The 13,819-nt window shown below is 37.7% G+C and carries 12 protein-coding genes; 6 read left to right on the top strand and 6 right to left on the bottom strand.

Annotated elements, in window-relative coordinates:
• Positions 1–12: 12 nt before the first annotated feature.
• Together cas2 and M0R38_09010 are read left to right on the top strand one after the other, a co-directional pair.
• Positions 13–357: a CRISPR-associated endonuclease Cas2 gene (cas2, locus tag M0R38_09015; GenBank protein MCK9481882.1), complete on the top strand. Its 345-nt coding sequence runs from the start codon at positions 13–15 to the stop codon at positions 355–357.
• A 1,652-nt stretch (positions 358–2,009) separates the two neighbouring features.
• On the top strand, positions 2,010–2,243 hold the full coding sequence (locus tag M0R38_09010) for a hypothetical protein (GenBank protein MCK9481881.1): 234 nt from the start codon (positions 2,010–2,012) through the stop codon (positions 2,241–2,243).
• Positions 2,244–2,812: 569 nt separating this feature from the next.
• Here M0R38_09010 and M0R38_09005 read toward each other — a convergent pair.
• Complete coding sequence (locus M0R38_09005) at positions 2,813–3,133, bottom strand: hypothetical protein (GenBank protein ID MCK9481880.1); 321 nt, start codon at positions 3,131–3,133, stop codon at positions 2,813–2,815.
• A gap of 533 nt (positions 3,134–3,666) precedes the next feature.
• Here M0R38_09005 and M0R38_09000 point away from each other — a divergent pair.
• Both M0R38_09000 and dnaE read left to right on the top strand, forming a co-directional pair.
• Positions 3,667–4,368, top strand: a complete 702-nt coding sequence (locus M0R38_09000) for a porin family protein (GenBank protein MCK9481879.1) — start codon at positions 3,667–3,669, stop codon at positions 4,366–4,368.
• A 203-nt stretch (positions 4,369–4,571) separates the two neighbouring features.
• On the top strand, positions 4,572–8,255 hold the full coding sequence (dnaE, locus tag M0R38_08995) for a DNA polymerase III subunit alpha (GenBank protein MCK9481878.1): 3,684 nt from the start codon (positions 4,572–4,574) through the stop codon (positions 8,253–8,255).
• On the opposite strand, the gene M0R38_08990 is transcribed toward dnaE, so the two are convergent.
• Genes M0R38_08990 through trmB form a run of 4 tightly spaced genes read right to left on the bottom strand, consistent with a single transcriptional unit; the run spans position 8,252 to position 11,918 of the window.
• Positions 8,252–9,460 carry a bifunctional 3,4-dihydroxy-2-butanone-4-phosphate synthase/GTP cyclohydrolase II gene (locus M0R38_08990; GenBank protein MCK9481877.1) on the bottom strand — a complete coding sequence of 403 codons (1,209 nt, stop codon included), beginning with the start codon at positions 9,458–9,460 and terminating at the stop codon, positions 8,252–8,254. The genes dnaE and M0R38_08990 overlap by 4 nt on opposite strands.
• A 36-nt stretch (positions 9,461–9,496) precedes the next feature.
• Complete coding sequence (locus tag M0R38_08985) at positions 9,497–10,213, bottom strand: ABC transporter ATP-binding protein (protein MCK9481876.1); 717 nt, start codon at positions 10,211–10,213, stop codon at positions 9,497–9,499.
• The gene (locus M0R38_08980; GenBank protein MCK9481875.1) at positions 10,203–11,219 is read right to left on the bottom strand and encodes an iron ABC transporter permease; all 1,017 of its coding nucleotides are present in this window, start codon (positions 11,217–11,219) and stop codon (positions 10,203–10,205) included. Before M0R38_08980 ends, M0R38_08985 begins: the two co-directional genes overlap by 11 nt.
• Positions 11,220–11,267: 48 nt before the next feature.
• Positions 11,268–11,918 (bottom strand): tRNA (guanosine(46)-N7)-methyltransferase TrmB, encoded by a 651-nt coding sequence (trmB, locus tag M0R38_08975; protein MCK9481874.1) that lies wholly within the window; start codon positions 11,916–11,918, stop codon positions 11,268–11,270.
• 85 nt (positions 11,919–12,003) lie between these two features.
• On the opposite strand from trmB, the gene M0R38_08970 reads away from it, so the two are divergent.
• Both M0R38_08970 and trxA read left to right on the top strand, forming a co-directional pair.
• Positions 12,004–12,288, top strand: coding sequence for a YbaB/EbfC family nucleoid-associated protein (locus M0R38_08970; GenBank protein ID MCK9481873.1), 285 nt, complete (start codon positions 12,004–12,006; stop codon positions 12,286–12,288).
• Between the two features lie 40 nt (positions 12,289–12,328).
• On the top strand, positions 12,329–13,102 hold the full coding sequence (gene trxA, locus M0R38_08965; protein ID MCK9481872.1) for a thioredoxin: 774 nt from the start codon (positions 12,329–12,331) through the stop codon (positions 13,100–13,102).
• A 3-nt stretch (positions 13,103–13,105) separates the two neighbouring features.
• On the opposite strand, the gene M0R38_08960 is transcribed toward trxA, so the two are convergent.
• The gene (locus M0R38_08960) at positions 13,106–13,819 is read right to left on the bottom strand and encodes a DsbA family oxidoreductase (protein MCK9481871.1); all 714 of its coding nucleotides are present in this window, start codon (positions 13,817–13,819) and stop codon (positions 13,106–13,108) included.

The raw sequence follows: 13,819 nt of genomic DNA, 5'->3' as shown, positions 1-13,819 counted from the left end.
GTATGAAAAACAATGGCTACACAAGAAAGATTAAGCGCATACAGAATTATGTGGGTATTAGTGTTTTTTGATTTACCGACAGAATCAAAAAAAGACAGAAAGCGATATGCCGAATTTCGCAAAAAGTTATTAGAAGACGGCTATACCATGTTTCAGTTCAGCATTTATCTTCGACACTGCCCGAGCAGAGAGAATGCGGATGTACACATAAAAAGGGTTAAAAAGAGCCTGCCGGAATTTGGACATATCGGCATACTCTGTATCACCGATAAACAATTTGGCGATATAGAAATTTTTAATGGCACAAAAGCACAAGAAAATCCACATGTAGTCGTACAGCAATTACAAATGTTTTAAAAAAAAGGAGGATTTACTAAATAAATCCTCCTTGGTCATTTCATTTTTTTCTTTGTGTCATATCCCACGACATCCTTGAACTATCAATAGATACAAGTAGGGTATATTGTTTATGACCACATCAAAGATAAGAACTGTAAGCAAATCACAACACATAAAACAAATAGGAAATTCTTTAGAAGATTGTTTATGACCACATCAAAGATAAGAACTGTAAGCAAATCACAACTCATTACTATTTTCCCATTTCCGTCTGCTAATTGTTTATGACCACATCAAAGATAAGAACTGTAAGCAAATCACAACTAAACCCGTCAATAAGCTACTCAAATATAATTGTTTATGACCACATCAAAGATAAGAACTGTAAGCAAATCACAACTTGTTTCTCTAAATTCTCTACTGCAAAATCATTGTTTATGACCACATCAAAGATAAGAACTGTAAGCAAATCACAACCCCCTACTGCGTTTTTCAAAAGAGAGTTAAATTGTTTATGACCACATCAAAGATAAGAACTGTAAGCAAATCACAACCTCCCTGACGATTTTAACTACGAGAGAGACATTGTTTATGACCACATCAAAGATAAGAACTGTAAGCAAATCACAACTAAAAACGAAAAGGGGGCGACGACCTATCTATTGTTTATGACCACATCAAAGATAAGAACTGTAAGCAAATCACAACGCTTCAACTGTAGTGCTTGCCACTCTTACAATTGTTTATGACCACATCAAAGATAAGAACTGTAAGCAAATCACAACGAAAGGTTGGCAGCCGTTGGAATGTTGGCAATTGTTTATGACCACATCAAAGATAAGAACTGTAAGCAAATCACAACTCTGTTTTGCCGTTATACTCATTTGCCGGCATTGTTTATGACCACATCAAAGATAAGAACTGTAAGCAAATCACAACGTAAAGCGAATGATTGAAGCTGGATGCCCTATTGTTTATGACCACATCAAAGATAAGAACTGTAAGCAAATCACAACATGCACTTATTAATGATTTGTAATTGAAAAATTGTTTATGACCACATCAAAGATAAGAACTGTAAGCAAATCACAACGCTATACAAGTGTATATAAATAGATGACTTATTGTTTATGACCACATCAAAGATAAGAACTGTAAGCAAATCACAACCAAAGAGTAAAATTTAGAATAAGATTGAGAATTGTTTATGACCACATCAAAGATAAGAACTGTAAGCAAATCACAACTGGACAATTACTACATGTCAAAGTAAGCAAATTGTTTATGACCACATCAAAGATAAGAACTGTAAGCAAATCACAACTTTGTACACCTTTAAGGAACTAGAACCTGTATTGTTTATGACCACATCAAAGATAAGAACTGTAAGCAAATCACAACTAGCATACATTACCACCTAATAGTTGAGCAATTGTTTATGACCACATCAAAGATAAGAACTGTAAGCAAATCACAACAAGCAGATTGATGCAAACGCAGGGCAATTTATTGTTTATGACCACATCAAAGATAAGAACTGTAAGCAAATCACAACACTCCACATTAGGCACATCCAGAGCCTTAAAATTGTTTATGACCACATCAAAGATAAGAACTGTAAGCAAATCACAACTTTGGAATAATGCAATCAAGTAACTATCTAATTGTTTATGACCACATCAAAGATAAGAACTGTAAGCAAATCACAACCTGAGAATGCTTATAATGAGAACAATAAGATTGTTTATGACCACATCAAAGATAAGAACTGTAAGCAAATCACAACGAAACAGACACAGACCTACCCTTCGCCAACATTGTTTATGACCACATCAAAGATAAGAACTGTAAGCAAATCACAACTACCCAACAAAGTCAAAGACATTTACTTTTATTGTTTATGACCACATCAAAGATAAGAACTGTAAGCAAATCACAACAGAAGAAAACGAGTTGAGGAAGAAAAGTTGATTGTTTATGACCACATCAAAGATAAGAACTGTAAGCAAATCACAACTATTGGCTGCTCACTATCGTTGCCCTTGTCATTGTTTATGACCACATCAAAGATAAGAACTGTAAGCAAATCACAACTACCCATTATTTTCCACCTGTTGTATTCGGATTGTTTATGACCACATCAAAGATAAGAACTGTAAGCAAATCACAACGGGTAAGACCATACAAGTACGTTGTAAGAAATTGTTTATGACCACATCAAAGATAAGAACTGTAAGCAAATCACAACAGGTATTTGAACGAAAAGACCAACAGTCTAATTGTTTATGACCACATCAAAGATAAGAACTGTAAGCAAATCACAACAAATTGATTCGGATTGTAACGGTTTTTGTCATTGTTTATGACCACATCAAAGATAAGAACTGTAAGCAAATCACAACAATGCATACCAAGAAGCCTATTCAGCAGGCAATTGTTTATGACCACATCAAAGATAAGAACTGTAAGCAAATCACAACTCTGTTGTCTCTTTGATAGGCAGTGCAAGGTTGTCAATCATGCTACCCAACGCTTGAGTGTAGCGGGTGTATTGTTCTGTCGAACCACTCACTATTTTAATCTTGGTGTCCAGAGCTTCCATCTCTGCCCGCACTTTGGTGCTCTCTTCCACCAATCCCCACACTTTTTGCACAGTAAACACAGCTGCAACGCCAGCCCCCACGCGCTTAACCAAGCCGTCCAGCTTACTTGTCTGCTGCTGCGCCTTCTGAATGTTCTTGCCAAAAGAACCGTCTATCAGGTCTATTACATATTCTAATCCGCCTTGTGCCATATCTTCTAATTTTTAGTTTTTATTCTTAGGTTTAAATTATTGTTGTATATTTGCAGTTGTTCTGGACTGCTTAATCTTATAGACTTCGCAATGTAAGGAACTAAGGAGCCTTCTTTTTGAGGGCTTCTTTCATTATGTCTGTACTTCTCCATGTATCCCATTATTGTTTATGACCACATCAAAGATAAGAACTGTAAGCAAATCACAACTACGTCTCTGTCTTCTTTTGTTTTTAAATATTGTTTATGACCACATCAAAGATAAGAACTGTAAGCAAATCACAACTTGTGTTCGTGCCGGTATAGGGCTTTGTTCATTGTTTATGACCACATCAAAGATAAGAACTGTAAGCAAATCACAACATTGAAAAAAATCTGTATAGAAAGAAGCCGTCATCTGCAAGAAATGCTGAATAAATTCTAACCAACACTACATTTTCTTAGACCAACCACTCAATTTGTGGAGAACTTCAACCTACGGCATTGATTATGTTATCCATACATTTGCAAGTACATTTTTTAAATCAAATATTTATGAAAAAAGTAGTTTTAACTTTCGTAGCAGCAATCTCAACTTGTATGGTTGCCAATGCTCAGACCGGTAAAGGATCTATCATGATTGGCGGTGGATTAAACGTAAATTTAGCAGGCAAAACTGTAAACAAAGTTACCCCTCCCTCAGGCAATGCCACTTCAACCGAGACTAAAGGTAATTTAAATTGGAATGTTAGCCCAACCGCAGGCTATTTTATTAGCGACAATATTGTTGTAGGACTTAATTTAAATGTCGGCAGCAGTTTTTTTGGAAGGGTCGCTTCTATAGATGGAAAGAAAGAAGAAACAGTGAATACCGTTAACTTAGGTGCAGGCGTTTTTTCTAGATACTACAAAGAAGTAGGTAACGGACTTTATTTGTTTGGACAAGTTTCTGTAGGTTACAATTCAGGTACTACTCAAAACAGAACTCCGGATATTCTTCACCCTTCAGACATTATTGATGGAAACAAAATAAAGAACAACATCATTGGAGTGAATATTACTCCCGGATTAACTTACTTCTTTAGCAACAATTGGGGTGTTGACTTTTCATTAAACAATATTATTGGATATACTTCTATGAAGTCAACTTCTCAAACACCTAATAACAACGGTTCTAGTTCAACATCAAGCAGCCAATTCAACATTGGGCTTGGACTTACTCCTACTCTTGGCGTAAATTATTATTTCGGCAAATAAGGATTATTCATTGCTTATACAAAAAGGTTGTTCCGTACGGAACAACCTTTTTTGTTTTCTATAGGGTACGGAATCAAATGAATAGTAATTGCTGACAACTTATCCAATTTCGCTGTTGATTACTTCTCTATAAAAAAAACTTTTCTATAGCGGTTTTGGAAGTTTAGACCTCTATTTTTGTTTGCACATTTTGTCCCTTTAATATGCCTAAATTTTCTCATTTACACGTACATACACAATATTCTTTGCTCGATGGTGCTGCTAAGATTAAGGATATTTATAAGAAAGCACTTTCGGACAACATGCCTGCTGTGGCAATTACAGACCATGGCAACATGTTTGGAGTATTTGAGTTTGTAGCAGAAGCATGGAACCACAAAGATGCACAAGGAAAACCCAAGGTGAAACCGATCATCGGTTGTGAGTTCTATTTGGTGGAAGATCGACATCGCAAGACATTTACAAAGGAAGACAGAGACCAACGCTGCCATCAGCTTATGTTGGCAAAGAATGAAGTTGGATACCGCAATCTCACAAAACTCTGCTCTCTCGGTTATATAGAAGGCTATTACAGCAAGTACCCGCGTATTGACAAGGAACTGGTTGAAAAATACCATGAAGGATTAATTGCTACCAGTTGTTGTTTGGCTGCCGAAATTCCCAGAACCATTCTGCGCAAAGGCGAAGAAGAGGCAGAAGAGTTATTAAAATGGTGGCTCAACCTTTTTGGCGAGGATTTTTATATTGAAATACAAAGACATAACATTCCTGATCAAATCAAAGTGAATGAAGTACTGCTCAGGTTTGCAAAAAAATACAATCTCAAAACCATTGCATCCAATGACAGTCACTACACAGAACGCGAGGATGCAAGCGCACATGACATTTTGCTTTGTATCAATACAGGTTCTAAAGTTAGCGACCCAAAAGCAACTAGTTTTGCAGAAGATGGAGTTAGCAAGTCCGGTCGTTTTGCATTCGCTAATGATGAGTTTTATTTTAAAAAGCAGGACGAAATGATTGCTTTGTTCAAGGACATTCCTGAAGCAATTGACAATACAAATGAAATCGTAGATAAGGTTGAAGCGCTGAGTTTAACCAAAGACATCATGTTGCCGGACTTCCCTATTCCCGATGAGTTTAAAATCTACACTCAAGGGGAGATTATAAACGATAAAAAGATTGAGGCGGGGGTACTGAACCAATGGGAATACCTCAAACACTTGACTTACGAGGGGGCACAAAAAAGATATGGCTCCTTAGAAGACAAAGTCAAAGAGCGAATTGACTTTGAATTACACACCATTAAAACAATGGGGTTTGCAGGGTATTTCTTGATTGTTTCGGATTTTATTGTTTGGGGAAAAAATAACGGTGTATTTATTGGACCCGGCAGAGGGTCGGCAGCAGGAAGCGTGGTTGCATACTGCATTGGGATCACCAACATCGACCCGATTAAATACGAGTTGCTGTTTGAGCGTTTTCTTAATCCGGACAGAGCCAGCATGCCCGATATTGATACAGATTTTGATGATGAGGGACGGGAACGCGTGTTGCGTTATGTGTCAGAAAAGTATGGCAAGAATCAGGTAGCCAACATTATTACTTATGGCACAATGGCTGCCAAAACCAGCATTAGAGATACTGCACGGGTGATGGACTTAGATTTGAAAGAGTCTGACTATTTGGCTAAACTTATTCCTGACCGCCCGACAGGGTTAAAATTTTACGATTTGTATGAACGACCTCTCACAGGTAATGACGAGCAGATTGACAGTTTAGAAACCAAAGGCGTTTCTGCTGATGATTTAAACAAAATAAAAATACTGCGGGCAATTATTTTAGGGGATCCGGACGATTTAAAAACAAAAGTTTTAATAGAGGCACGCAAACTGGAAGGGACAGCGCGTAACACAGGAGTTCATGCAGCAGGCGTTATCATTGCACCTCGCGACATTTCTGACATTCTACCCGTTGCAGTGGCTAAGGATGCAGAATTGTATGTAACCCAATATGAAGGTACCGTTATTGAGTCAGCCGGAGTTATCAAAATGGACTTCCTTGGCTTAAAAACCTTGTCAATATTAAGAGACGCAATCCAACTCATCAAGTCTAAACATGGGGTTGAGATTGATCTTGACACAATACCTTTGACAGATAAAAAGACTTTTGAACTATACAAACAAGGGCACACAATAGGAACTTTTCAATTTGAAAGTCCACCTATGCAAAAATATTTGCGCGAACTCAAACCGGACAGACTTGAGGATTTGATTGCAATGAACGCGCTTTACCGACCGGGTCCGATGCAGTATATCAGTTCTTTTATAGCACGCAAACGAGGCAAAGAACCCATAGTGTATGATTTGCCGGAAATGGAAGAATATCTGGCGGAGACCTATGGAATTACGGTTTATCAGGAGCAGGTAATGTTGTTAAGTCAAAAATTAGCAGGATTTACTAAGGGAGAAGCTGACAATTTGCGAAAAGCAATGGGTAAAAAGAACATTGATACCATCAATAAGATGGAGGAAAAATTCATCAAAGGATGTGCTGCAAACGGTTTAGACAAAGAGCCTTGTGTAAAAATTTGGAACGATTGGAAAAAATTTGCTCAGTACGCATTTAACAAATCCCACTCAACATGTTATGCTATTGTCGCCTATCAAACAGCCTATCTCAAAGCCCACTATCCCGCAGAATACATGGCTACGGTGTTGTCCCACAACTTAAATGACTTGTCAAAACTCTCCTTCTTTATGGATGAATGTAAGTCAATGAATATAGACGTATTAGGACCTGACATCAACGAAAGTGATGTAAAATTTTCGGTAAACAAAAAAGGAGCAATTCGATTTGGCTTAAGTGGACTGAGCGGTGTAGGTGAAGGAGCTGCAGAAGCAATAGTTACAGAAAGAGAATCTAACGGCAATTACGCTGATGCCTTTGACTTGGTCAAAAGAGTGAAGTCAAAACAGCTCAACAAGAGAGTCTTAGACAGTTTGGCACGCTCAGGAGCATTTGATTTTGACAAAAAACATCACCGTAGCCAATATTTTATTTCGAATCAAGGTGAGCTAACCGGTATTGAACTATTAATAAAATACGGCACTGCGGCTCAAGAAGCCGAGCAATCATCTCAAGTGTCATTGTTTGGAAGTACAGAAGGGGCTCAAAGCGGAATAGGCAAACCTAAGCTCCCCGATGTAGAGCCACTGCCCAACTTTACATTGTTAGAAGAAGAACGAAAAATTACCGGACTGTTTCTTTCTAGCCATCCATTAGATTTATATGAGGTAGAAATACAGGCAACCAAGGTTACACCATTATATGCACTTCGCGACAATCATAAACTCATTGGTAAAAAGCTTTTACTTGCATTTTATGTTTTGAGCGTGAAACAATTAATTGGCAAAAACAACAAACCATTTTTGATTGTTGAAGCAGAAGACAAATCTGACGCTTACACTTTTCGCCTATATGACCAAGACTTTGTGAATTATGCTAAATTTTTTACGCCAAAAACAGCAGTCTTTATGTCAATGGAGTTTGTAAAAAATGAATATGCAAATAAAGCAGGAGAAGGAAAGTCTTTTATCAGAACTAAATATTTCGAATTTGGAATGTTGCAAGACCTGAGTAAGCAAAAAATAAGCAGTTTAACAGTTACTTTCCCTGTGCAGAGTACCGATAATGAAAGATTGAACCAATTAATTTTATTACTCAAAACACACAAAGGAGATTTCCCTGTTAACTTATATTTTTCGGCAACTGGCTACAAATTGCAAACAAGAACTGACAAATATAAAGTAGCCTTAAGCAAGAAATTGTTGAGAGGATTAGAAGATATCAATGCTCATGTAAAGATTAACACGAAGAACCTTTAATCTAGTTCGTGTCCCATTTTTTCTTTCTTGGTTTCCAAGTAACAAGCGTTATGAGGATTTGAATGAATCTTAATAGGCACATTCTCTACAATCTCCAAACCATAACCAATCAGCCCTGTGCGTTTTTTGGGATTGTTAGACATCAGGCGCATTTTACTCACTCCCAAATCTCTCAAGATTTGCGCACCCACACCATAATCACGCTGATCAGGTTTGAACCCTAATTCAATATTGGCTTCTACTGTATCCATTCCTTGTTCCTGAAGTTTATATGCTTTGAGTTTATTAATTAACCCAATGCCCCTGCCCTCTTGGTTCATATAGACAACAACTCCTTTTCCTTCGTGTTCAATCATTTCCATTGCATGATGCAATTGATCACCGCAATCACATCTGAATGAAGCAAAAATATCACCGGTTACACAACTTGAATGAACTCTTACCAAGACCGGCTCATTAGGTTTAATTTCACCTTTAACTAAAGCCAAATGCACTTCCCCTGTATTGATTTGTGTATAAGCAGTAAGCATAAAATCCCCGTGTGCGGTGGGCAGTTTCACTGTTACTTCTTTTTTAATCAAGCTTTCATTCTTGATTCTGTACTTAATCAAATCTTCGATTGAAACAATTTTAAGATTAAACTTCTTAGCCACTTTCATTAAATCAGGCAAGCGTGCCATTGTTCCATCTTCATTCATAATTTCAACCAAACATCCTGCGGGTTCAAATCCTGCAAGCTGTGCAAGGTCAATGGCTGCTTCCGTATGTCCGGCTCTTCTAAGTACGCCTTCCGTTCTGGCTTTCAAAGGAAAAATATGTCCCGGACGCGCAAAGTCTTCCGGTTTAGCATCAGGATGGATTAATCGCTGAATACATTTAGCCCTATCATGAGCGGAAATCCCTGTGGTACACCCGTCACCAATCAAATCCACTGAAATAGTAAACGGGGTGTCAAAAAGCGCGGTGTTTTTACCGACCATTAACTCTAATTCAAGTCTATTAGAAATTTCTTCGGATATTGGGGCACAAATCAACCCACGACCTTCCTTAGCCATAAAGTTAATGACCTCAGGTGTTACATTGCGTGCAGCAGTTAAAAAATCACCCTCATTTTCGCGGTCTTCGTCATCTACCACGATAATTACTTTGCCTGCTTTAATATCTTCAATAGCTTCTTCTATTGTATTTAGCTTAATTTCTTCCATGTTAAAAAAGGTGGTGCAAAGGTACGATACAATGCCTTACATTAATTCTTCCTTCAACTTTTTGTAGGCTAAGTTGGTATGATTTAGCTGATGTAATGTATGGTCTTTTATTAACCAAAAATCCTCGCCCTTTTCTTGTGCCAAATCCGGGTCATGTGTAGATGCAATGATTATTTTATTTTCTTGTCGGCTAATTTCTGCAAGTAAGGAAAACAACTCCCTCTTACTCCTGTAATCAATAAAAGCTGTAGGCTCATCCAGCAAAATCAAGGGTGTATCTTGCACAAGAGCACGTGCAATCATTACTTTCTGAAACTCCCCATCGCTAATCTTATTCACAAAATGATGTTGTAAATGCTCAATCCTTGTAACCTTTACTGCAAAATCATAACGCTGCATTTGCTCCGGACTGATTTTTAGAAAAGGGTTTTGATGCAAATACAATCCTGACAAAACCAAATCACTGACTTTCATAAAATCTACTTGAGGTCTTTGTGCAAAGACAAATGAAACAAAACCACCGCGCTTTTTGTACTTTTCAATACTTTCACCATTAAAAAACAAGGCTCCTTTGACAGGTCTTAACACCGCACCAATCGTTTTGAGCAAGGTAGATTTTCCGGTTCCGTTTGCACCCAACAACAATATAAAAGATGGGGTGCTCACTTCAATTGAAACCGGCTGATTGACAAGCCCCTTAGCATCATAGCCCCATACCAAGTTTTCGATTTTAAGAACGTGCTTATCCTTCATACATTTTGGCTCTTTGTTTGACAATCACCCATACTACCACAGGACCGCCAAATATGGCAGAAATAACATTAATCGGAATAATATAGCCCTCTATGAACACGTGTGAAATTAAATCACACACAACCGTAAGAATGGCTCCTAGCAAAGCAGAAGCCGGCAAGAGCATACTATGCTTATACGTCTTAAACAAATGCCTTGCCAGATGAGGTACGGCAAGCCCTACAAATGCAATAGGTCCACAGAATGCGGTTATAATTCCAGCAGCAATACAGGTAATAATAATTACGACCCTTCTAAAACTTCTCAAATCAATACCCAATGACTTGGCATATAAGTCACCCAATAAGTATGTATTCAGTTTTCCTGAATACACAATAGCAACAAATAACGATAAAAATACTGCAAACAGCATAATAAGATTCTGAAAATTATTTGTTTGGGTAAAACTTCCCAACCCCCACAAAACAAACTCTTTGAGTGTTTCCGGATTTGCAAGAAAATTTGTCAAACCTTGTAACGCCCCCAATATCTGTCCGATTATTAAACCCATAATCAGAATCGTAAAATTACCGCCCACCCTTCCTGCCACCCAAATCATCAGCAGCATCACAAAAAAAGTACCCGACAAAGCAGCCATACTTATCCCTACATCATGCCTAAGAAAGTTGGCTACATATTGCGGTAAAAAACTTGTCCCTAACATGACAAAGCTCACTCCAAATGCTGCACCGGAACTAATGCCTAACACATAAGGACCGGCCAATGGATTTCTAAACAAGGTCTGCATTAAAAGCCCGCTCACAGCCAATCCGGCACCGGCAAGCATTGCGGTAATTAGTTTTGGGATTCTATATTTCCATATGACAAAGTTTACTGCACTGTCAGACTGATTCAAAAACAACCCTTCCTTGAGTTCTTGCCATGTCAAACGACTGGAACCAAACAAGATATCCAATACCGAGACAAGTAGCAGCAAGAAAATCAATATGCAAAAATGCTTTTTCACAGGCTCGGGCAAAGTAATAGGTTATTTATAAAACCAATATGACATTTTCTACTTATTCAACTCAAATTTCAAGAATCTAATCACACGCTTTTCTTTGAGCCACAACTTTTCATAATAGGTTTGAATTTGCAAATAATCAGGAATGGTCTGCGTTTTATTGATATTGGAGATATCATCCAAGACTGTTAATCCTTGTTCTGCAATCACTTCTTTAGTATAATCATACAATAAAGGGGAATCCGTTTTGAGGTGAATCACTGTATTGTGTTTAGCAATTTTCCTATAAATATCTAAAAAACGTGGCGATGTAAGCCTTTTCTTTATTCTACTTTCTTGAGGTTGAGGGTCGGGAAAAATGATCCAAATTTCATCCACTTCATTCTCTTCAAAGAAACTCTCTATCTGCTCAATCTGAATGCGCAAGAATGCAACATTATGAAAACCTCTTTCCAATGCTTGGGTAGCACCTTTCCACAGTCGTGCTCCTTTGATATCTACTCCAATAAAATTTTTATCAGAATGCATTGCTGCCAGCCCTACTGAATATTCACCCCTGCCGCACGCTAATTCAAGCACTATCGGGTTTTGATTGTTAAACACCTCTTTACTCCACTTTCCTTTCAGATGCGTATCTTTTGCATCAAAAGCATGTTCCATTGCATTGTATTCAGCAAATTTTTGGAGTTTTCCCTTTCCCATTTTGCGTTTGCAAAGAAATTGAAAAATACAATGTATTACCATAATTACGGCTTGGCTATCTTTGCAACCGAAAAAACTTAACATTATGTTCGGAAACATTAGCAAAATGCTTGAACTAAAGAAACAAGCGGAAGAGATGAAAACCAAATTAGGTCAGATGAGAGTAGTAAAAGAAAACCTTGGAATCAAGGTTGTTCTTAGCGGATTAAACAAAGTAGAAAGTATCACCTTTGCAGATGATTTTTTTACAAACAAAAGCAAACAAGAAATTGAAGAGATGCTCGCATTAGTGATTAATGCTGCACAAGATGAACTCAGCACGCAGTTAAAGGGTGAGTTTGCAGGTATTGCAGGCGGCTTAGGGCTTTAATTTTCAATCTAAACAATCCGACTTTTATAGATAAAGAGTAATGAAAGAGAATTACTATTCTAATTTTGTACTAAACAACCCAAGTAATATGATCAAGCAAACCACTTATTTATTTTCACTTTTTTTCGCAATCTTAACAATCAGTTCATGTTCACAAAACAGTGAGATTGCCAGCTTATCCCCTCAAGAGTTTCAAACACAGTATCAAAATGAATCGGGTAATGCAATTTTACTTGATGTGCGTACTCCACAAGAATACAATGTTAGCAGGATTGAAGGCGCACAAAACATAGACGTTAACAGTCCCGAATTTGAAAATCAAGTTTCAAGTTTAGACAAAAACAAAACCATTTATGTGTATTGTCTTTCCGGGTCAAGAAGCAAAGACGCTGGTAATAGATTATCAAAATTAGGCTTCAAAGTAAAAGAACTGAACCAAGGTCTATTAGGTTGGAGAAATGCAGGTTTACCAACTGCCAATACAGACCCTCAAACAGGCGAAAAAAGGCTTTCTGCATCCGAGAAATTTTATGAAGAGATTAAAGGAGACAAACTTGTCATGGTTGATTTCTATGCTGACTGGTGCAGACCTTGCAAAATCATGGAACCCGATGTTAACCGCATCAAAAAAGAAAGAACTGATGACGTTACTGTATTAAAAATCAATACTGATAATGAGCAAGCATTAGCCGAGAAATATCAAATTTCAGCAATCCCAACGCTGATATTGTTCAAAAACAACGAGGTTCTTTATAATCAAGCCGGTTTACACAGCTATGAGCAACTGACAGAGTTGATAAATAAATACAAGTAATACTTACTCGCAGTGTCCGTCTGTTGAACATGCCGGACCATTTTGTACTTTGAGATTGGCAATGTGATTGGTCTTTGCCCATTCTTCATAAGACTGATTGAGAGTCTGAATAAATGATTCAATGGGTTGCGCTCCTGCAATTCCATATTTCCTATCAAAGACAAAGAAAGGAACACTGCTAATACCCAAGCTCTGTGCTTCCATGATATCTTGCTTAACTGCATAAGCAAATTCATCATTTGTAAGTGCTTCATTGACTTGCGCCTTTGTCAAACCAATCTGTTCTCCTAAGGATATCAGTGTTTGAGTGTCTGCCAAATCTTTTCCGTTAATAAAATAAGCCTCAAAAAACACCTCCTCAGCCGTGTCCCCAAGCCCATGTGTTTTTGCATATTGAATCATACGATGAATTTTGAAAGAATTGGCAACTACCAATTTATCAAAATTATAGTGCAATCCGGCATTTGCTGCCATTTCCCGCACTCTTTCATGCATTGAGACTGACTGTTCAACGCTTATTCCTTTACTTTGTGCAAGATATTCGTAAACATTCTGCTTATGTTCAATAACTTCAGGAATGGTAGGATCCAGTTGAAAACTTTTCCATACCACCTCTAACTCTTGTTGATGAGTAAATTGTTTCAGTGCTGCCTCAAAGTACCTCTTACCAATGTAACAAAAAGGACACATCACATCACTCCATATCTCTACTTTCAT

It is taken from the genome of Bacteroidia bacterium (assembly GCA_023228875.1).
Taxonomy (GTDB): Bacteria; Bacteroidota; Bacteroidia; order NS11-12g; family UBA955; genus JALOAG01.
This window is presented reverse-complemented; position numbering and strand designations above follow the sequence as displayed.

Coding starts and splice junctions, on each gene's coding strand:
- M0R38_08990 (MCK9481877.1), bottom strand. CDS start 9,460: ATGGAAGAAATTAAGCTAAATACAATAGAAGAAGCTATTGAAGATATT.
- M0R38_09005 (MCK9481880.1), bottom strand. CDS start 3,133: ATGGCACAAGGCGGATTAGAATATGTAATAGACCTGATAGACGGTTCT.
- M0R38_08960 (MCK9481871.1), bottom strand. CDS start 13,819: ATGAAAGTAGAGATATGGAGTGATGTGATGTGTCCTTTTTGTTACATT.
- dnaE (MCK9481878.1), top strand. CDS start 4,572: ATGCCTAAATTTTCTCATTTACACGTACATACACAATATTCTTTGCTC.
- M0R38_08985 (MCK9481876.1), bottom strand. CDS start 10,213: ATGAAGGATAAGCACGTTCTTAAAATCGAAAACTTGGTATGGGGCTAT.
- trxA (MCK9481872.1), top strand. CDS start 12,329: ATGAAAGAGAATTACTATTCTAATTTTGTACTAAACAACCCAAGTAAT.
- cas2 (MCK9481882.1), top strand. CDS start 13: ATGGCTACACAAGAAAGATTAAGCGCATACAGAATTATGTGGGTATTA.
- M0R38_09010 (MCK9481881.1), top strand. CDS start 2,010: ATGACCACATCAAAGATAAGAACTGTAAGCAAATCACAACCTGAGAAT.
- M0R38_08970 (MCK9481873.1), top strand. CDS start 12,004: ATGTTCGGAAACATTAGCAAAATGCTTGAACTAAAGAAACAAGCGGAA.
- trmB (MCK9481874.1), bottom strand. CDS start 11,918: ATGGGAAAGGGAAAACTCCAAAAATTTGCTGAATACAATGCAATGGAA.
- M0R38_09000 (MCK9481879.1), top strand. CDS start 3,667: ATGAAAAAAGTAGTTTTAACTTTCGTAGCAGCAATCTCAACTTGTATG.